This is a genomic window from Hydrotalea sp. GW822-HT8A01, assembly GCF_058798575.1.
Genome location: NZ_CM179506.1, coordinates 2,757,376 through 2,778,403, shown reverse-complemented (window position 1 = coordinate 2,778,403; position 21,028 = coordinate 2,757,376). Strand labels below are relative to the sequence as shown.

Here is a 21,028-nt window from a genome sequence, read left to right as displayed (position 1 = left end):
GTATGCAGGAAGCACAGAAAAAAGAACAAAAGAACATTTTACCAGATGATTTAGACAAAATTGACTGGCAAATTTTACAATTGTTGGAATCCAATGCAAGAATGACGATTAAAGAAATAGCCGACAAAGTGCATTTAAGTACATCACCGGTTCATGACAGAATAAAAAAATTAGAACAATCCGGCATTATTCAGCAATATGTTACTTTATTAAATGCCGCCAAGGTCAATAAAGGTTTATGGGTAATTTGTTATGTATCATTAAAACAACACAATAAAAGTGCAGGATCAAAATTCATAAAAGCCATACAGGCCATGCCTGAAGTGAAAGAATGTTATAATATATCAGGTGAATTTGATTTTATGTTGAAGGTGGCAGTAAAAAACATGGAATCATATTATGATTTTCATGTAAATCAATTAAGCGAAGCTGAAAACATAGGTCATGTACAAAGTGTGTTTGTTATGGGTATTGTGAAACAAACCCATACTTTATTATCATAACTGATAAAAGTGATGCAATGAATGTATCAGGATAAAATAATTTAATTGAGCTCAATTGCCATTACATAATCATTCATAAAATACCCATTTCCTATATCATTGTCTTCTTCTTTCAAAATCTGAAAACCCATTTTGGTATAAAACCCAATGGCTTTATTTTGTCGGTTTACATTTAAAATTAATTGTTGGGCACCTGCTGATTTTACCTGGTCTATAACAGTTTGCAGCAATAATTTACCAATACCTGAGCCTTGGGTTGTAGGTAAAATATATAATTTTTGCAACTTATACTGTACTGCTGTTATAGCATTGTAAGCTGCAAAACCTATCAATTTTTCATCTTCAACTGCCATTAAATAGGTGTACCCATCATGCAACTGATTCATTAATACATCCTTGCTGTACATTAAATTCAGCATATATTCAATTTGCGCCTTGCTTAAAATAGTACCATATGCAATCGGCCAGGTTGCGTAAGCAATATGTTGAATAACCGGAATATCAGAAAGTTTTGCTTTTTGAATAACAGTGCTCATAAATTATTCTTGTTTTGCACGATTATTTTTTCTTTTTTGAAAATATTTTTCAGTGAGCCAGTGGCTCAAAAATGCACTACCGGAGCCAACTGCAGCACCAATCAAAACATCACTTGGATAATGTTCACCCAAATATAAACGGGAATAACCAACCGCAGTAGCCCATGCAAAAGCCGGTACCGTTACGTACCATTTTTTAAATGACAAAGCCAGTCCTGTTGCATTGGCAAAAGCCAATGAAACATGACCAGAGGGAAAAGAATAACCAGCTTCAGAGGCATCAAAAGGATGTATCAATTGCGGATAAGTAGTATAAGGCCGCGCCCTGTTTACCGAAAGCTTGAGCAGTTCAGCCACTCCGGCCGAAAGAATAACACCACTGCCAACCGCATAAGCCTTTTGCTGCAAAGATTGGTTGCCCTGTATGGTTGCAACCAGCCAAATACCTGCCGGTACACCAATACTAACAGGATATGCAGAACTGGTAGCACCCCGCCAAATAATATTATTGGGTTGTTGTGGGTTGATGTTTTTCAAAATATTGATATCAATATTTTGGGCATTCACCTGGTATATACCGAACAACAAAACAAATAAAGGAAAATACTTTTTCATATTTTTTGATTGAGTGCCTGGCAAATTGTTTAGCTTAATGCCTGAAGTGATTCCTCAATGGTTTTAATTCTGGCCAAAGCATCTGTTTTTTTCTTTTGTTCAATAGCAACAACAGCCGGGGCCGCATTTTGAACAAATTTTTCATTTCTGAGTTTTTTCTCTACACTTTGCAAAAAATTCTTTTGGTATGCCAAATCTTTTAATAATGTGTCTTTTAATGTGTCATTATCTAATGCGGCTGTAGAAAGTATATAAAATTTATCTGTTTCAATGGCTACAACAATGGTATTGGGCACAGCACTTTCAACAATTGTAAATGAGGAAGCATTGATTTGCCTGCAAATAATTTGCTGTATACTTCTAAAAACTTTGGGCTGATGTGTTTGTACAAAAACTTCAATCGCATCTTTGGGCTTTATATTGTTTTTTGCCCGTGTTTCACGAATGGCTGTAATCACTTTTTTTAAAAACTCAGCTTCCTGTAAAATAATTGCATCATAATTTTTAGCAGGTGTAATTTGCTTTACACACAAATCATCTGTCCGATCTGCCAATAAGTGATAAATTTCTTCTGTGATAAAGGGCATAAAAGGATGCAGCAACTGCAATAATTCATCAAAAAATGCAATGGTTTTTTGATATACTTTGCTATCTATCGGCTTTTCAAAACCTGGTTTTACCCATTCCAGATACCAACTGCAAAAATCATCCCAAATGAGTGAGTAGATCACTTTCAATGCTTCACTTAATTTAAATTGAACCATTAATTGTTCTACTTCCAATTGAGCCTGTATCAATCTATTTTCAAACCAATGTAACGCAAAGGCATTGTCGTTAGATGTGTCTGTATGATCTGCAATTCTGCTTTCCCATAGTTTAATTAATTTGAGAGCATTCCAAATTTTATTATTGAAATTTCTTCCTTGTTCCAGGCTGCTTTCATCAAATAAAATATCATTGCCTGCAGGGGAAGCAATCATGATACCGAAACGCACTGCATCGGCACCATACATATCAATTAAACCCAGCAAATCGGGCGAGTTACCAAGACTCTTACTCATTTTTCTTCCCAGCTTATCTCTTACAATGCCGGTAAAATAAACATTGTTAAAGGGTTTTTTACCCATGAACTCGAATCCAGCCATTACCATTCTGGCTACCCAAAAGAAAATAATTTCAGGTGCAGTTACCAAAGTGTTGGTGGGATAATAATATTGAACCTCTTCATTTCCTGGTTTACTGAGCCCTTTAAACACTTCAAAAGGCCATAGCCAAGATGAGAACCAGGTATCTAAACAGTCTTCATCCTGAACAATATCTTCCGGCGTAAGTTGTGGATTTTTTTGTTGTAATTGTATGAAAGCATCCTGCGCATTTTCTGCAACTGCAAAATTGCCTTGCTGATCATACCAGGCCGGTATGCGATGCCCCCACCATAACTGCCGACTGATGCACCAGTCTTTGATATTGGCCATCCAATGATGGTATAAATTTTTAAATTTTACAGGATGAAAACAAATATCATCTTCCATTACAGCTTGCAATGCCGGTTCGGCCAGCTCTTTCATTTTTACCCACCACTGCAAACTTAACCTTGGTTCTACTACCACATCTGTTCTTTCTGAATACCCTACTTCACTGGTATAATCCTCCGTTGAAACAATATGGCCGGCATCAGTTAATTTTTCTACAATCATTTTTCTGGCTTCAAACCTGTCTAAGCCCACTCCTATTTGCGCAGCTTCGTTTAAAGTACCATCTTCATTCAAAATATCAATAACAGGTAAGTGATGTTTTTGTCCCAACATATAATCGTTGGCATCATGCGCCGGTGTAATTTTTAATGCACCTGTACCAAAATCCATTGCTACATATTCATCTGTAATAATAGGTATTTCACGATGTATTAATGGCACAATGACTTTTTTACCATGCAAATGCCGATAACGTTCATCATCTGGGTGTACACAAATTGCTACGTCTCCCATAATTGTTTCGGGCCTTACAGTAGCAATGGTAATATATTCCTGCGTAAGCCCATCAGCGTTAGCAAGTGCATACCTGATATAATATAATTTTTGACGGGTTTCTATTCTGATTACTTCTTCATCACTTAATGCAGTTTTTGCTTTCACATCCCAGTGTATCATTCTCTGTCCGCGATAGATGAACCCTTTTTGATATAAATCGATAAATACGCGGATAACAGATTTATAATAATCATCATCCATTGTAAATGTGGTTCGGTTCCAATCAACACTACAGCCTAATTTTTTAAGTTGCTCCAATATAATACCGCCATATTTTTCCTTCCATTCCCAGGCATATTCTAAAAATTTATCGCGAGATAAGGTAGATTTTGCAATACCCCTTTCCCGCAACATAGCCACTACTTTTGCCTCAGTTGCAATTGATGCATGATCAGTACCCGGCACCCAGCATGCATTTTTACCCTGCATTCTTGCCCTTCGTACCAATATATCTTGAATAGAATTATTTAAACAATGCCCCATGTGCAAAACACCGGTAACATTTGGTGGAGGCATCACTATAGTATATGGTTCCCGGTCATCGGGTTTACTATTAAAATAACCTTGCTCCATCCAATGGGTATACCATTTGGTTTCTATCGCTCCCGGAATAAAATTTTTACTTAATTCAAACATACATTTACAACATTGAAATGCTGCAAATGTAAGGAAATGCCTCGGGCATGATAGATTTAAAAGCACTGAATTTAACCAAGAAAAGAAAAAAATATTAATTTCACACCAACATGTTTGCAATTGTAGATATTGAAACAACGGGAGGGCATGCACAGTATAGTGGTATTACCGAAATTGCGGTGGTATTATTTGACGGTAAAAAAACCGAAGGCATTTATGAAACATTAGTAAATCCGCAAATGCCCATTCAGCCCTATGTGCAATCCTTAACTGGCATTACCCAAAAAATGGTAGCCAAAGCGCCGGTATTCCCGGCCATTGCACCACATATCTACCATTTACTAAAAGATAGAATTTTTGTTGCACATAATGTAAATTTTGATTACGCGTTTGTAAAACAACAACTGGCACTTTGCGGATTTGAATTGAATACAAATAAAATATGCACCATTCGTTTAACAAGAAAAATTTTCCCGGGTTTGCCGAAATACGGTTTAGGTAGTATTTGTAATACCTTGCAAATACAGCACACACAGCAACACAGGGCTGCAGGCGATGCATTAGCTACTACCGAACTTTTAAAATTTCTGATACAAAATGATACCAGCGGGCATTTGCAAAAAATGATGAAGGGGAAGAATGCCACAGCATATTTGCCGCCGCATATAAAGGAAGAACAGTTTAAGGCATTGCCGGAACAACCGGGCATTTATTATTTTTACAACCAGACAAAAAAAATTATATATATAGGCAAGGCAAAAAATATCAAAAAAAGAGTAACGCAGCATTTTGCCAATAATAAAACCACTGCACAAAAACAGGCTTTTTTAAGAGAAATACATGAAATTAATTATAAAACATGCAGCAGTGAGTTTACTGCATCAATTTTAGAAAGTATTGAAATAAAAAAATGGTGGCCTAAATACAATAAAAGCCAAAAATTTAAGGAACAGAAATATGGCTTATACCATTTTGTTGACAGCAAGGGCTATGAAAGACTGGCCATTGATAAATGGAAGAAACAATTACATCCTTTGGCATCGTTTAGGCATTTGCCGGAAGCTTACAATCTTTTATGGAATCTGATTCGCCGGTTTGAATTATTACCCGGATTGTGTTTTATCGATAAAACAGCAATTACCCAACCCATCCCCGATGCTGAATCATACAATATACGGGTACAAGCAGCAATACAATCATTAGAAGCAGATTCCATTATCTGTTCAATTAAAGATGGCGCACACTATATTCTGATTGAAAAAGGTGTTTTCTTTGGAATGGGGTTGATAGAAGCGGAACAAACTACTTTATCAATAGAAACCCTTAAAAATGCTTTAACACCCTATCCGGAAAATGATGTTATTAAACATTTAATTCAGCAATATATCCGCAATCATCCGGAGGATGTGATTCATTTTGATATTGCTTCCCGCTAAACATTCTCTATTTATTTTAAAAATTTTTTTTTACTGCACAGCCCATATATTCGCTGCCCTAATTGATTTGTATATAAATAATTCATAAAACTATGTCTGAACAAAACATTATTTCGCTGGTTGCTGCTAACGTTCAAATTTCATTGAAGCAGGTTGAAACTGTTATTCAGTTATTAACCGAAGGTGCCACCATTCCATTCATTGCCCGATACAGAAAAGACCGTACCGGTGGTTTAGATGAAGTGCAAATTGAAAAAGTTCAGGAAGAGCATAAACGCTTACAACAATTTTTCCAATTAAAAGCCAGTATTGAAAAAACTATTACAGAACAGGGAAAAATGACAACGGCTTTACAGGAACAATTAAACAAAGCCACCACCGTTGCAACTTTAGAAGATATATATCTTCCTTTTAAACCCAAAAGAAAAACCAAAGCTCAAACGGCCCGTGAAAATGGATTAGAACCTTTAGCCACCTTAATTCTGAAACAAAAAAATATTGACCTCGAAGAGGCTGCTGTTCAATTTTTGAATGAAACCATCACAGATACCAATGCAGCACTGCAGAGCGCCAGAGATATTATTGCGGAAACCATAAATGAAGATGCTGAAATAAGAGCCAAACTCAGGTATTTGTTTGAACAAAAAGCGATATTTCAAAGTAAGGTACTCACTGATAAAGAAAATGAGGGAATTAAATTTAAAGATTATTTTGACTTTCAGGAACCTGTTTCCAAAATTCCTTCACACCGCATCCTGGCAATACTTCGCGGATTTTTAGAAGGGTTTTTACGAATCAGCATTGCCCCCAACGAAGAGGAAGCCATTGCTATTATAGAAGAAAAATATGTTACAACTTTTGGAAACCCATCGGCCGAACAAATCAAAAAAGCCATTAAAGATGCCTATAAAAGACTTTTGCAGCCTAGTCTTGAATCGGAATTAAGAACCGCCTTAAAACTAAAAGCAGATGAGGAGGCCATTCAGGTATTTGCTGAAAATTTAAAACAACTATTGTTGAGTGCGCCATTAGGCAGCAAAAGAATTTTAGCAATTGATCCCGGCTACAGAACCGGATGTAAAGTAGTTTGCTTAGATGAAACCGGAGCTTTATTACACCACGATTTGATTTATATACATGAAGCCAACAAAAAACAGCAAAGCGCTACCGTTATTGTATCATTGATTCAAAAATATGCTATTCAGGTATTTGCAATTGGCGATGGTACTGCCGGTAGGGAAACAGAGCAATTCATTAAACAACTGCAAACAGGATTGCCGGTGTTTTTGGTAAATGAAGATGGTGCCTCTATTTATTCTGCTTCTGAAATTGCCAGAGAAGAATTTGGTAATTATGATGTTACGGTTCGCGGAGCAATAAGTATAGGCAGAAGGTTAATGGATCCTCTGGCCGAATTGGTGAAAATTGATCCTAAAAGCATTGGTGTTGGCCAGTACCAGCACGATGTAAATCAATTCAGATTGAAAGAAAAGCTTGACCAGACTGTCATTAACTGTGTGAATGCGGTAGGCGTAAACATAAATACTGCCAGCAAACATTTATTAAGTTATGTAAGCGGTATTGGTGGCACATTGGCGGCACAAATTATTGAATACAGAAACACCATTGGAAAATTTACCGATAGAAAGCAATTATTGAATGTACCGCGATTAGGTCAAAAAACTTTTGAACAATGTGCAGGCTTTTTGCGGATACAAGCGGGTGATAATCCTTTAGATGCCAGTGCCGTGCATCCGGAAACTTATCCAATTGTTGAACAAATTGCCAAAGACTTACAAACAGATGTGCAACACATTATTGGTAATGAAACTTTATTGCAATCAATAAAACCTTCAAAATACATTTCTGAAACCATTGGTACTTTAACCATTCAGGATATTTTAAATGAACTGAAAAAACCCGGCTTAGACCCCAGAAATGAAATAGAGCAATTTGAATTTGCAGGTATTTACAGCATTGATGATGTAAAACCGGGTGTTATTTTACCCGGTATTGTTACCAATATTACCCGCTTCGGTGCTTTTGTGGATATTGGTGTAAAACAGGATGGTTTGGTGCATGTGAGTGAAATTGCCAATCGGTTTATTTCAGATCCATCAGAAGCATTAAAACTAAATGATAAGGTAAAAGTAAAAGTATTAGAAGTAGACGCAACCAGAAAAAGAATTGCCCTATCCATTAAACAGGCCGAGGAAACACCACAACAGTATAAAAAAACAAATAAACCGATCCACAAAAAACAGCATCAGCAAACTGACGATTTAAGTAATTTAAGCGTTACCGATGCACTTTCATTATTAAAAAAGAAGTTTGGCAAATAAAAAACAACCGCAGCAATTCAACTGCGGTTGTTTTCTGAAAATATTAGTATAATTAATTTTCTGAGAAAGGCAAAGGAAACTCTTTCCAGATATGATCGGTAGGGCGATCTAAAGGCAATGTGTTCAGTAAATTATACCTGCGCACATCAATCCATCTGTATCCTTCATAAAATAATGAGTACCTTCTTTGTTTTAACATTTCGGTAAGCAAGGCTGTCTGTGTTAAAGGGCCACTGTAATTCGGCAAGTTGTGCCCGTTACGAATAATATTAATAGCAGTTTGTGCATCGGTCAAAGCATTACTTTGAATTTTTGCTTCAGCATAAATTAATATCAATTCTTCATTACGAATGATTGAAACCGGATCTATATTTGTTTTGAATATAGCCAAATCGTAATTGCTGGTTAAACCACTTTGTGTAGCAGGTGCTGATCGTAAAGCTACTTTATGAATTCTGTCATCACCAGGCTCAATATCAGTAACATAGGATGGTTGCGCCAGGCGATTTTCACCGGTATTGTTTAAAGGCAGGTACAGTGGATTTAACTGATCACCGGATGCAGTAGAAAAAACATGATAAATACCTGTATTAAAATTTCCATTCAAATTAAAGAATGATGCATTTAAGTCAGTTAAAGCTGCCGTCCAGTTTTGTTGATAAACATCTACTCTTGCAGCCAGAGCTCTGTTAAACTGAACCAAACCGCTGGCTGTTGTAAAGCCGCTAAACCCAGATGACAAATTAAAAATAACATTACTTCCGTTTAAATCTGCCTGGCCCTGATTCAACAAGTTAGTGATTGCCGTTAATGCTTCATTCAAACTAACTATCGGTCCCATCTTATTATAATCAGCCACATCAACTCTGATACCATTTTCATAGGTTAAATTTAAATTCAATAACAGTTGATACGCAATAATGGTTTTGGCCCATCCGGTATAAGCCTTTCTTTGTGCATCAGTTAAATAAGATGAATTCGTTGCTGCCTGAATTAAGATATAAGCATTACGAATGGTATTGTAACGAGAACCCCAGGGATTGGTTAAATAAAATGTATTGTTATCCAAAATTGCACTCCCTGCGCCCAGTAAGTCGGATGTATAACGCGGTTCAGAACCGGAAAAACGATATCCTTCTCGTCCAATCATGCTTACCACATCCAAATATATAGAAACATTATTGCGCAAAGACGATTCAGTACCGGTTACCAGATTATTCAATTCGCTAATCGTAGCATCTGTGGTTATTTGTTGTGAAGTAGGGCCATTCAAATAAGGGATGGGTTCTTTTTTACAGGCAGTATTCATTAGAATAAATATACTAATGATGCCGATTCGTACAAGATATTTTTTCATATATAAATATTTTTATTTATAAAATTAGAATGCAATGGATACATGAAACTGAACACGTTTAGATGTTGGAAATGGTGTTACATCAACTCCGGATGAGAAACCCACACCAAAATTTGAGACTTCTGGATCGTAACCAACATATGGCGTAATTACAATAAGATTATTACCGGATACACCTAACTGAATTCTGTCAATATTTTTTATTTTATATGGTAGCGTATAATACAAACCAATTTCTCTGAATTTTACAAAACTTGCATTTTGCACAAATGGTCTGGATGAAACACCTAAAGCTGCAATTCTGTTTGCTCCTGCAGTTTTGCCATTGCTTTGCAGTACATCAAAATCAGGACTGGTACCACCTAAATCTGTTAACAACTGTGTTAAGTTAATCACATCGCCACCTTGTTTCCAATGTATTAAAAAGCGCAATGACCAGTTTTTGTGAATGGTAAAATCATTCAGAAAATTCATTTGAAAATAGGGCTCAGCATCGCCAAGTTTACCAACTCCACCATTCCCATTCAGCCCTACAATTTGGGTAGCAGTGGCACCTTGCTGGATGAAATAGGTACCCAGAGTGGTTCCAAATGCACCTAACGGAAAGGCAGGTATATTTAACTGTGTAATCAATGAACGGTTCATCCAAAAATTAGTAGTTGAACTCCATCTGAAATTTTTATTATCTACCGGTATGGCTTTTAAACTTAGTTCAACACCTCTGTTTCTTAAACTGCCTGCATTCAAATAGCGGGTACTAAAACCGGTTGATGCAGGTACCTGACCTTGTAACAGTAAGTCTTTCACTACTTTATTGTAGAAAGTTGCTTCCAAACTTAGTTTACCTTCTAAAACACTTACATCCACACCAGCCTCTAATTCTGTTTGCCGCTCTGAACCAATGTTGCCATCTCCTAAAACAGTAGTTACCAACGAGCCTGCATAACCTCCTATATTAGCAGAATTCAGTGGTGTAAATCTGCTGATGTAAGCAGGAAAATTACTTGACTCACCATAAGCAACTCTTAATTTCAAATCATTAATGGTATTGCTTTTCCAAAAATTCATTTTAGATAAATTCCAGGCCACATTGGCTTTGGGATAAGTAAAGTATTTTTTATAATCCCCATTGTTGGTTGACTGGTCAAACCGAACACCGGCAGTGATGTTCAAATAATTATTCAAAGCAAATTCTTCCTGCACAAATGCACCATCGTTTTTATATTTTATTCTAAACTGCGATACATTGATGGCGCCTGCCTGATCAAGATTTGTTTGTATACCAATTAATTGCGTTGCAACATTCAGAATATTATCATACTTGCCAAATTCATGCGTAATACCGGCAGTAGTTACAAATGAAAGTTTATCTGAAGGCTTATAAGAATTTACCAAAAAGCCAGCCCAATTGGTATTTACATTATTGGTATTTCCCTGAATACTATGTCCCTTTGTAGTGTTCACCTCAAATTGTAATGAAGATGGAAATAAGGCTGTTGTTTTTAAATTATAGTAATCTAAACCGCCACGTGCAATGAGTTTTGTTGTCATTTTTGCTGACTCCTGCAAAATGGCTTCTACATTTACTCCACCAATATACCGATTGGTTAATTCATTATTCGTCATCAAATCTCTTGTTTGCAAAGGATTGGAAGCCGCAAAAGGATTATTGGGATAAATACCATTGGCATCTGGAAACAATTGCGCAAAAGAAGGGGTAGAAGATAATGCCACTCCAAATGAAACACCGGCATTATCATTATTGGTTAGCCCTCGGTTTGCAGATGAATTTATATAAGTTGAACTATAACTTAGTTTAATTTTATCACTAATATGATGGTCAATATTTACCCGCAATGAATTATTAGCATATCCGGTACCTTTAATAATTCCATCTTCATTTCGTAAACCACCAGCCATATAAAAAGTGGTTTTATCATTTCCGCCACTAATAGATAAGCGGGAGTCGCGAATAAAGCCTTTTTGTCCATACATTTCTTTTTCATAATCATATAATTTTCCTGCTGTTTTGGCTGCATCAAAAGCTGCAACATCCCAACCCTGATCCTGCACTATTTTATCGGTTAATGGTCGCTGACCTAAGTATTTAATAATTGAGTTGAATCCAACATCCTGTGAAAGATTAAAACGCGTTTTACCTGCACGACCTCTTTTTGTGGTGATAATGACCACACCGGCAGCAGCCTGTGCACCATAAATACTGGCAGCAGAAGCACCTTTTAATACCTCCACAGTTTGTATGTCTTCAGGATTTAAATCAGCAATTCGATTCGATGCATTATCCTGATTGGATGAATTCCCGGCGGCAGCAGCAGCAGTTACTGCATTCAAACCGGCAGAAGTGGCTGAATTGTTCACAATTACTCCATCTACCACAAACAAGGGCTGCGAATTTCCAAAAATGGTAGTAACTCCACGTAATTTAATAGATGTACCCCCACCGGGCGCACCTGAATTGGCAATAATATTTGCCCCCACTACTTTACCGTTCAAAGCAGCATCAAAAGTTTGAGCCGGTGCCGTACCTGCTAACTCACGGGCACCAATTACAGCAACTGCATTGGCAGCATTGCTTCTTTTAACTGTAGTTGCCAAACCCGTAACAACTACTTCATCTAAACGAGCATAGTCTTCCTTTAAAGCAATATTAAAGGAATTGGTTTCATTCGTAATTTTTAAAGTTTGTGTTCTAAAACCGGTAAAACTAATTTCAATGGTTGCACCAACAGATACTTTCAATGAAAAATTACCCTGCGCATCACTCATAGTACCACCTGTACTGCCTTTTACTGCAATGTTGGCGCCCGCTACAGGACTTGCATTTTGGTCTGTAATTTTTCCGCTAATGTTTTTTTGTTGTGCAAATGCTATTGCGGGCAAAAGCAACAATAGCCAACACAATAGCAACATACTTGATTTGTTTTGCATAAGTGTAGTTTTGGTGAAAAATCTGAATCTTAAAAATAGCTTATTATTATTGAATTTAAAACCGTTTTTAAATATTTTTATCATAATTAAATAATTTAGCAATTGATATAAAATATCATCCATATTTACGATCTCTGGCAGCTAAAAAAACATTGTAAAAATGTATTCAAAACAGAATTTGCAGACTACATACAATATCCCCAATTTTGCGCCATGCATTTACAAAAGAAAGATGTGGTTTTAATGGCCATTTGCACCGGATTAATTGTTGCCAATATTTATTACATACAACCCCTGATTGTTTTAATTGCACAAAGTTTTCATGTGCCGGAAAATGTAGCCGGAAGCACAACCTATTTAACACAGGCCGGCTACGCAACAGGGCTCCTGATTTTAGTACCCTTAGGTGATATGATGGAGCGTCGTAAACAAATTATTGCCACCACAGTATTGGCAATTGTTGCTTTGATAGGTGTAGCCATATCGCCCAATTTTTTAACCTTGCAGATTTGCTGTTTTTTTGTTGGCGCAGGCTCTATTGTACCACAACTTATTCTGCCATTGGCAGCTACCCTCTCCGATCCCACTCAAAGAGGTAAAGTAGTGGGAACCGTTATGAGTGGGCTTTTGGTGGGCATTTTACTTTCGAGAACATTAAGTGGAGCTGTTGCAGAATGGCTGGGTTGGCGAAGTATGTTTTGGATAGCAGCCATACTGTGCATTTTTTTAGCCTTTTTCATGCAAAAAAGATTTCCTCAAAATCAGGTTGTTTTTGAAGGCCACTATGGCCACCTGATGCAATCTTTAATTCATCTGATTAAAGAGCAACCTATTTTAAGAGAAGCTACTGCCATTAATATGTGTTGTTTTGCCGTGTTTGGCAGTTTTTGGACAACCATGGTTTTACTGCTTTCCAAAGCTCCCTTTCATTTTGCTACTCATCAAATTGGTTTATTTGGTATTGCCGGTGCGGCCGGTGCCATAACTGCACCTTTTGTTGGTAAATTGAGCGATAAGGGCACACCACGTAACACTTTAAAAGTAGGGTTATTGCTGTTTCTCATAAGTTTATCGGTTTTATATTTTGGCCGAAGCAGTGTTATACTGATGATTATTGGCACCATTTTGATTGATATTGCACAGCAATCCGTTCACGTTACCAACCAAACAAGGGTTTATGCATTGATGCCCGAAGCCCGAAATAGATTAAATACTATTTTCATGAGTCTTAGTTTTGTAGGCACCACATTGGGTTCTGCAATGGGGCTGTTGCTTTGGAAATGGGCATTGTGGCCTGGTGCAATAGCCGGATCCGTTAGTTTAATTATTTTAGGTTGGATTATATTTTTGCTAACAGGCAAAAAATAAATCATCGGTTTTTATATAGTATATAAATTGGCTTCTCCATTTTCTTGCATCAATGCCAGCTCAATAAAATAATAATACCGGCATTTGTTTTACATGGCATCGCCTGTTGCGTCGCAATCACTTCATCGTTCCGAAAATTTGGCAGCAGGCATATGTGTATACATGTTCATCACATCCAAAATTTATGATTACGCGTTTCCCGTTCATCCAGTTACCTGTTGTATATAAAAAACCCTCTTCAAACAAAATTTAAAAAGGGTTTGCAATACCAAAGGAATAGAAATGGTTAGTAATTATTGCTTCTTCAATTTTACAAAGTAAATAATAGTATTATGCATTAAATCGTTCGAAATACTTACTTCAGTGCGTTTTCCCTGATCATCTGTAATTACCAGCAATGCAGAGTTAGGTGGTATATCGCCTAAATTCTCAGCAAAGAATATCATCTCATTCTTTTTCTCATTCGGCTCTACTGGCACTTTAAAAGTAATGGCTCTATCAGTTTTCAATTCCTGTTTGTACACCACTATTTCTGAATTGTAAATTACAGATACACTATCGTGATCAAAAGTCCCATTGTCATACAAATCAACATGTACAGAATCGGAGGTAGTATAAACCGTAAACACCTGATTGATGGATCTGTGATTAATGGCAGTTAACAACAATCTGCTCTTGATTTGTGAAATAGAATCGAGTGTGGCAATTTTTTTGTCTTTTTGTAACAACTCGTTTTCAATATGCGGTGGTATATTATTTTTAGTAATAGCTGCATTATTGTTAACTTTTGATGGTTTTGCAGTTACATACGGATTATTGTTCGCAGCAGTTTGCTGTTCTTTTTGTTTACGCGCTGCCTGTTTGGCTTCTCTTTCTGCCTGTAATCTGGCTTTGTGTTCAGCTGCTGCCCTTGCTTTTTCTTCTCTTCTTAAGCGTGCAGCTTCTTCCTGCTGTTGTTGTTTTAATTTTCTTTCTGCTCTCACCTCAGCTAAATGTTCTGCTCTGGCTCGTGCTTTTTCTTCCCGTAGTAATTGTCTTTCTGCTTTTAAATTGTTGTTGGATTTAGTTGTGGGTTCATCCGGCTCAAATCTGTACGGACGCCTTCCATTTCTAATATCATCTAAAATTTGGTCAATATCCAACTCCTTACCTGATGGAACCCATTTGGGATTTTTAGATCTGGTTACAATTACATCCGATCTGCGATTTACAATTTGTTGTGCAGTATCGTAAGTATCATCATCTTTACAAGGCAATATTAAATGCTGTTCACCATAAAAATCAACATTAATTCTGGATGCATTAATATGATGTTTAATCAGGTACATTTTTACTGCCAATGAACGGGCTTTCGATAAACGCAGGTTCAATTCAAATTTGCCTTTACAATCGGTAAACGAACCAATTACTACATTTAATTCCGGATTTTCTTTCAATAAGTGTATAATGGTATCTAAACTATTCCTATCTTCCGAACGTACTTTCGCTTTGTAGAAATCAAAATTAACAGATACTCTTTTTACAGTTGCGTTGTTTAATGAATCGAGTATATGCCTGCGCATTTGTTCTTCATCACTTAACTTATTTACCGGCACTGTAATAACAGGGGGTGCATTTTGTACAGTAGTATTATCTGTTTGATTAGCTTTTGATGTATCAATAGCTGACTCTTTTGAAGTATCTGGTAATGGTGGTAATTTAATAGACTGAAAAACTTCTAAACAACAGGGTGATTCACGATCGGAAGTAAAATAAGCAGTATCGGCATCGCCAATGCTGTTGTAATAAATATCATCTTTTACAGAGTTAATGGGTAATCCCAAATTTTGAGCAGTATTCCACTGGTTGGTAACGATGTTGCCTTTACTTTTATAAATATCCATACCACCTAAACCAACTCTTCCATTCGAACTAAAATACAAAAGGGCACTATCCGCAATAAAAACTGGCGCAACATCATCTTCACTGGTATTAATGGCGGCACCTAAATTATCAGGTGTACCGGTTGGTAAACCATCTTCTAAAGCAATTTTCCAGATATCATATTTTCCCATGCCGCCGGGCCTGTCTGAAGCAAAAAATAAAAATTTACCATCTCTTGTAACAAATGGATGACGTGCATTGTGGCCTTTTGCATTCACCAAAGTATCTAAAGGATAAGGCGCATCCCACGGAGCATCCAAACCTGAACGTGTTGCGGCATATATGATGTATTTATTGGCTTCGTTTTGCTGATCTTCATTCCATCCGGTAAAATAAATATGCAATCCATCTGCCGAAAACTGTGCTGCGGCAGCATCATAAGCTAAACCTTGCGGAAAAGCTTTACTAATATTGTTTTGATTGGTATTAAACTGATACAGTGTTGATCGATAGACTACCTGTTTATTTTTTCCAACAGTATCTGGTCTGGAACTGCTAAAAACAAAAATGCTGTCATTTAATTTAGTATACGCATAATTAGACCCTAACGCATTCACAGGTGCAGGCATTTTTTGTATTGAAAAACGTTGCAGGTTTTGTTGTTGTTCAATATTAAAACGACAATCTGCCATTTCTTTTAAAGCCAAAGCTGAGTAAGCATCTTCCTGTGTATGTTCTGCCGTAAATTTCGATAATGCTTTAATCGCTTTATCCGGTTCGTTCATGGCACGCAGTGATATTCCATACCATAAATAGGCCATGATATCCGGTTTTTTTTCAAGACTTAGGTATCGTTCATAGTTTGGCAAAGCATCCTGATAATCGTGGTATAACCGGTATGATTCAGCTAATTGATAGGTAATATAAATTTCTTTTGCCCCTTTTGGCTTTCTGCCGCTTTTATGCACTCCAGGTATATAAGGCAATACTCCATTCCCATTATCAATGTTACCATTAAGTGCTTTATGATACAACTGTGCAGCTCCATAATAATTTTTTTCCTTGAACAACTGGTCTGCTCTTTTCGTGTAAGCTCTGACAGATTGACCATTTACAACAGATACGCAAAAAAACACCACTAAAAATATAGTAATGCGTTTAAATAAAAAACAGGTTAGTAATGTAACTCTATACAGCATGCTAATGTTATAAAAGAGATTTTCTATGTATGAATATAGGCACACTTTACAGGAAGGATGTAAAAACAGCCCAATAAGTTTTTAACATTATGTGGGTAACATTTATTGCATATTTGAAAATTTATTAGAAATTATACCGACGAAGCATGCAAAGTGTGCAGTATTAAAATAAAAAAGTTATTCTGTAATGCAACAGAATAACAATTCACTAACCTGAATAGCAGTTGGATTAAAGACGGGGACAAATAAACTTAGTAGCCGGTATTTTTTTGCGATGTACATAACTGATTGAAATTTCATAACCGCCCCGGTAAGCCGACGCACTGTTTAGGGTTGAAATATTGATATCATAACTAAGCCCCACAATAAAACCATTTAAATTAATTCCAATATTAGGCGCAATGGCATCATTGTTTCTGTACATAACCCCTGCAATAAGATCTTTGGTATAATCAAGTGTATAATTTAGATATAATCCACCGGCAATTTCAGATGCAGCACCCTGTCTTTCATAAATAACATGTGGCGTTAATTGCAATAAATCGTTCACTGCAATTCTGGTACCTGCATGAATGGAATAACGTACCGGTATAAAACTATTACTGGCTTGTAAAAATTTATCAGTTGGTTGTGTGGGATGGTATAAACTTACTCCAATAAATGGATTTACTTTTTTATTAGGATCACCATCATAATACATTACGCCAACGCTTGCATCCAAAGTATATGCTGATGTTTTTGAAAAAATTTCATTCGACGGAAAGGTGGGATCGTAACCTACCAATGGATTAAACTGGTTGCCAAATTTTAGTTTGGAAGGATCAACACCCCGATAAATAAATCCGAATTGAAATCCACCACTTAATCTTTTATATTCACTTAAATGAACTTGATAAGAAAGTGATAAATAACTATTGGTGTAATTATAACCACCATCGCCCGCTGATTGATTTAAAACCATTAAACCAACTCCAAAACTATTCGGTAATGCTGCATCTAAACTAATCCCTTTCGTTAATAATGGTGTAGCAACAGATGCCCATTGATTACGAATATTAGCTGTAGTTCGATAATCTCCGTCTATTACCCCTGTCATTGCAGGATTTAACCACATAGGGCTTGCATAATACTGTGTAAAATGAGGGTCTATTTGCGCTTCTGCAATAGAAACGCAAAATAATAAACCAATCATTAAGTATCTCATTTTAATCATACAATCCTGATTTCCTTAACGAATAAGTGTTATTGAACCCCTTCGTTTTACTTTTTCATTACTCTGTAATGTTGCTTCGAAGGAATAATAATATACACCTACCGGCATTTTTGTACCATTATAACTTCCATCCCATCCTTGAGATTGTGTGGAAGTATAAAAAATTAATTGCCCCCACTGATTGTATATAGACAATTTCATTGTCTTTATAGTATTCCCATAAACAAAGAATAAATCATTATTACCATCTCCATTGGGCGTAAATGAATTAGGAATAAAAATGGCATCACCAATAGGGTTTAAAGTTGTAACTGTAATACTGCCCGGTGCACTTTCCTGACAAGCCAACTTACCTAAGGCTTTTACTTTAAAATTGATAGTTTGGTTGGGTACTAATCCGGTTACCAATTCTTCTAAGGCAGTGAGGCCGGCAGCGGGTAACTGAAAGGTGGCACCGTTGTCTAAACTGATTAAATAACTCACTGCTCCTGGAACCGGTAACCAACTAAACAAAACACTGTTTGCGGTTATGGTGTCTGCCTGAACAACGGGTGTGCTTAATGCAGAAGCTACCTGAATGCCAATAGATGCATTTGTAGCTGCACAAATAGGTGGATTTGTGTTGGCTAATACAACATAATTGGTAGCCTGACTAATGGGTTGTGTTGTATATGAAGTACCAGTAAATAAAAGTGTATTGTTACCCACTTTATACCAATTATAATTTACGCCTGTTTCAGGATTCACTATGGATAATGTATCGGCTGTACCCGGGCAAACTGTATCTGATGTTGCCTGAATGGTAAAAGGTTTCGGACTTGTTGCAAATTGAACTTTTGTACTATCGGTAACCGTACAAATACTATCTGTTACTTTAACTTTATATACTCCATTTGAATCAACAGTAGTAGATGCCGTTGTATCGCCGGTTGACCATAAGTAACTGGTGAAGCCTGTACCGGCATTCAATACTTTAGAAGTGTCATTACAAACAGTTGTGGTAGCAGCTAACAAAGTTTTTAGCGCATCCACCTTTATTGTAACCTGATCTTTACAAACATAAGGACTGTCGGTATAGGTAACAGAATATGTGGTAGTTTGTGAAGGATAAACTTTGATGGTAGTAGTAGTATCACCGGTAGACCATACTAATGTTGGTTTGGGTTGTTTTATAAGAGAAGAATCAGGATAATATGCCCAAATTCCATCGATTCTAGCCCATATCACTCTTTTATCAACCGGATCATAATATGCATAACCGTTGGATGCATTTAAAGGAGCAGCAGGTGGTACTGCACCTGTTCCTACAAACTCACTGAATCCATTATCAGTTCCCCAGTTAAACCGAAAAGTTTTTTTGGTATTCACTAAATATTGATTCAATGGGTAATCGCCTGTTGGTTGAAATCCACCGAATAAATAAAATCTATTCTTGTCATAATCGTAAGTCATAGCACCTTCATATTGAATAGTGCTGTTATTAGTGGGCAAAATATTGGTAAAGGTATACGTATTTAAATCCAATGCATATAAATCTTTCAACCAGCAAAACATACCATTGGCTGTAGCCCAAGGACTTCCTAAAGAACAGGTGCCGCTTAATTCATTCCCATCGCAACTACCCTGCCCCGAAAATAAAAATAAAGTTTTCCCATCAGCAGATGTGCCCATTAAATTTCCACCTTTTGGTGGATTACAATCACTTAAATTGGGGCGTTTTTGTATCCAGGATAAATTATTTTCATAAATCCAGTTCTTAACAGTAAACCCACCATAACCTCCATAAAAACCGGGACTATTTGTTATGGGATTCCAGTATGAGCTGGCGTTATAGTCAGCATTATCAAAAGCACCGTTGCCTATTTGTGTCCATGCACCACCGGTAGCCGGTACTGCATAAACATTGTCTTTTCCTGCACGCCATAAAATCAGCCTGTTGTTGGTATAGTCATACGTAAATTCGGTATAGTTACCAGGCCATCCCGGCCAGTTATTGGCAAAAATTTCGGTACTGGTTTTGTTCTTTAAATCGTACCGAATAATTCTTTTGTTAATGATTGAATACAAATACTGATTTACCTTATCATAACCATATGCCTTGAGGTTAAAAGCAGTTTGGTCAATATTATTTCCACTAATTAATAATACCCAAACCCCGGGTGGTTCACTGTCAACATGTACCGGTTTAATGGCAGTAAGGGTAACGGTATCTCCTTTACAAATTGTGGTATCTTTTTGTACAATTAACTTAGCCGGACAAGAAAAAGGAGCAATTGCACTATCAAATGAAATGGATATAGGATTATGTTCGTTTGAAAATGCAGGTTTTATTTTGACAGATGTATTCCTTTCAAAGGAAGGGAATGTTATTTCCCCTAATGAACTGTTTGCATTATGTAAAGAATGTACATGAAAAAAACCACCAGGTGCAAAACCCAGTAAACCAGTGCTAAAAACTACCAATAAGAACGATAAAGTAAAATACTTATTCATGCGTTCAAAATAAAAGTGATACTCCCGTTTTATATTCAAAAAAATTATTCTGAAACCGGGAGTCGTAATTGTTTTTTTTATTTTTCATGAATTATCACCCAGATAAGCATCAATGAAAAACCATTATATAATTACTTAATTTCATTAAACGGCAGAGGGAATAAAATATTGTATAAGCATGTTAAAATACACATTATTTTCAATAAAACCGGTATTCTATCGATAAATCCTAAGAAAATTATTATTTTTTTTAATTATATTTTATTTTAAATACTTGCATTACAGCCGGTAATAACTTTCTTCCACATTTTACAATTGTAATAAAGAAGATTCAATTTTTGCAAAACATGCTGCTTTTTTATAAACTTTTGGCGAAAAAGTGAAAATTCAGACATTATAAAACAATTAAAATAGCATAGTGTTGGTTAAAAGAAAAAAATAAATTTTAAATTTATATATTAGTATACTGGAAATATTTTTTCCGATTT

General features: G+C 36.3%; 12 protein-coding genes. 4 read left to right on the top strand and 8 right to left on the bottom strand.

All coding sequences use genetic code 11. From position 1 onward, the window contains the following. The first annotated feature begins 2 nt into the window (after window positions 1–2). Complete coding sequence (locus tag AC3QLY_RS12360) at window positions 3–503, top strand: Lrp/AsnC family transcriptional regulator (protein ID WP_074419530.1); 501 nt, start codon at window positions 3–5, stop codon at window positions 501–503. A gap of 41 nt (window positions 504–544) precedes the next feature. On the opposite strand, the gene AC3QLY_RS12355 is transcribed toward AC3QLY_RS12360, so the two are convergent. From AC3QLY_RS12355 to AC3QLY_RS12345, 3 genes are read right to left on the bottom strand one after another with little or no spacing between them, the layout of a single operon-like run. Continuing rightward, window positions 545–1,039, bottom strand: a complete 495-nt coding sequence (locus tag AC3QLY_RS12355; protein WP_074419529.1) for a GNAT family N-acetyltransferase — start codon at window positions 1,037–1,039, stop codon at window positions 545–547. A gap of 3 nt (window positions 1,040–1,042) precedes the next feature. Then, entirely contained in the window at window positions 1,043–1,654 is a 612-nt protein-coding gene (locus AC3QLY_RS12350; protein WP_074419528.1) for a phosphatase PAP2 family protein, read from the bottom strand. Between the two features lie 29 nt (window positions 1,655–1,683). Further along, complete coding sequence (locus AC3QLY_RS12345) at window positions 1,684–4,320, bottom strand: valine--tRNA ligase (RefSeq protein ID WP_074419527.1); 2,637 nt, start codon at window positions 4,318–4,320, stop codon at window positions 1,684–1,686. 110 nt (window positions 4,321–4,430) lie between these two features. Between AC3QLY_RS12345 and AC3QLY_RS12340 the strand changes: the two genes are divergently transcribed. Together AC3QLY_RS12340 and AC3QLY_RS12335 are read left to right on the top strand one after the other, a co-directional pair. Beyond that, complete coding sequence (locus tag AC3QLY_RS12340) at window positions 4,431–5,756, top strand: exonuclease domain-containing protein (RefSeq protein WP_288096275.1); 1,326 nt, start codon at window positions 4,431–4,433, stop codon at window positions 5,754–5,756. A gap of 92 nt (window positions 5,757–5,848) precedes the next feature. Next, window positions 5,849–8,098 carry a Tex family protein gene (locus AC3QLY_RS12335; RefSeq protein ID WP_074420786.1) on the top strand — a complete coding sequence of 750 codons (2,250 nt, stop codon included), beginning with the start codon at window positions 5,849–5,851 and terminating at the stop codon, window positions 8,096–8,098. Between the two features lie 52 nt (window positions 8,099–8,150). Here the strand turns inward: AC3QLY_RS12335 and AC3QLY_RS12330 are convergent, their stop codons facing one another. Both AC3QLY_RS12330 and AC3QLY_RS12325 read right to left on the bottom strand, forming a co-directional pair. Further along, entirely contained in the window at window positions 8,151–9,455 is a 1,305-nt protein-coding gene (locus AC3QLY_RS12330; protein ID WP_074417787.1) for a RagB/SusD family nutrient uptake outer membrane protein, read from the bottom strand. A gap of 24 nt (window positions 9,456–9,479) precedes the next feature. Continuing rightward, window positions 9,480–12,404 (bottom strand): SusC/RagA family TonB-linked outer membrane protein, encoded by a 2,925-nt coding sequence (locus AC3QLY_RS12325; protein WP_492989821.1) that lies wholly within the window; start codon window positions 12,402–12,404, stop codon window positions 9,480–9,482. 213 nt (window positions 12,405–12,617) lie between these two features. On the opposite strand from AC3QLY_RS12325, the gene AC3QLY_RS12320 reads away from it, so the two are divergent. Next, window positions 12,618–13,772, top strand: a complete 1,155-nt coding sequence (locus AC3QLY_RS12320) for an MFS transporter (protein WP_288096280.1) — start codon at window positions 12,618–12,620, stop codon at window positions 13,770–13,772. A gap of 293 nt (window positions 13,773–14,065) precedes the next feature. Here AC3QLY_RS12320 and AC3QLY_RS12315 read toward each other — a convergent pair whose 3' ends face one another. The 3 genes from AC3QLY_RS12315 to AC3QLY_RS12305 form a co-directional block, all read right to left on the bottom strand. Beyond that, on the bottom strand, window positions 14,066–16,834 hold the full coding sequence (locus tag AC3QLY_RS12315; protein ID WP_492989820.1) for an OmpA family protein: 2,769 nt from the start codon (window positions 16,832–16,834) through the stop codon (window positions 14,066–14,068). A gap of 229 nt (window positions 16,835–17,063) precedes the next feature. Beyond that, entirely contained in the window at window positions 17,064–18,047 is a 984-nt protein-coding gene (locus AC3QLY_RS12310; RefSeq protein ID WP_492989819.1) for a PorP/SprF family type IX secretion system membrane protein, read from the bottom strand. Between the two features lie 15 nt (window positions 18,048–18,062). After that, a complete protein-coding gene (locus tag AC3QLY_RS12305) occupies window positions 18,063–20,540 on the bottom strand; it encodes a T9SS type B sorting domain-containing protein (RefSeq protein ID WP_492989818.1) in 2,478 nt (825 codons plus the stop codon). Between the last annotated feature and the right edge of the window lie 488 nt (window positions 20,541–21,028).

Bases quoted from the DNA above. Each gene is read 5' to 3' on its own strand.
- AC3QLY_RS12315 (WP_492989820.1), bottom strand. From the start codon at position 16,834: ATGCTGTATAGAGTTACATTACTAACCTGTTTTTTATTTAAACGCATT.
- AC3QLY_RS12345 (WP_074419527.1), bottom strand. From the start codon at position 4,320: ATGTTTGAATTAAGTAAAAATTTTATTCCGGGAGCGATAGAAACCAAA.
- AC3QLY_RS12320 (WP_288096280.1), top strand. From the start codon at position 12,618: ATGCATTTACAAAAGAAAGATGTGGTTTTAATGGCCATTTGCACCGGA.
- AC3QLY_RS12305 (WP_492989818.1), bottom strand. From the start codon at position 20,540: ATGAATAAGTATTTTACTTTATCGTTCTTATTGGTAGTTTTTAGCACT.
- AC3QLY_RS12355 (WP_074419529.1), bottom strand. From the start codon at position 1,039: ATGAGCACTGTTATTCAAAAAGCAAAACTTTCTGATATTCCGGTTATT.
- AC3QLY_RS12335 (WP_074420786.1), top strand. From the start codon at position 5,849: ATGTCTGAACAAAACATTATTTCGCTGGTTGCTGCTAACGTTCAAATT.
- AC3QLY_RS12360 (WP_074419530.1), top strand. From the start codon at position 3: ATGCAGGAAGCACAGAAAAAAGAACAAAAGAACATTTTACCAGATGAT.
- AC3QLY_RS12325 (WP_492989821.1), bottom strand. From the start codon at position 12,404: ATGCAAAACAAATCAAGTATGTTGCTATTGTGTTGGCTATTGTTGCTT.
- AC3QLY_RS12340 (WP_288096275.1), top strand. From the start codon at position 4,431: ATGTTTGCAATTGTAGATATTGAAACAACGGGAGGGCATGCACAGTAT.
- AC3QLY_RS12310 (WP_492989819.1), bottom strand. From the start codon at position 18,047: ATGATTAAAATGAGATACTTAATGATTGGTTTATTATTTTGCGTTTCT.
- AC3QLY_RS12350 (WP_074419528.1), bottom strand. From the start codon at position 1,654: ATGAAAAAGTATTTTCCTTTATTTGTTTTGTTGTTCGGTATATACCAG.
- AC3QLY_RS12330 (WP_074417787.1), bottom strand. From the start codon at position 9,455: ATGAAAAAATATCTTGTACGAATCGGCATCATTAGTATATTTATTCTA.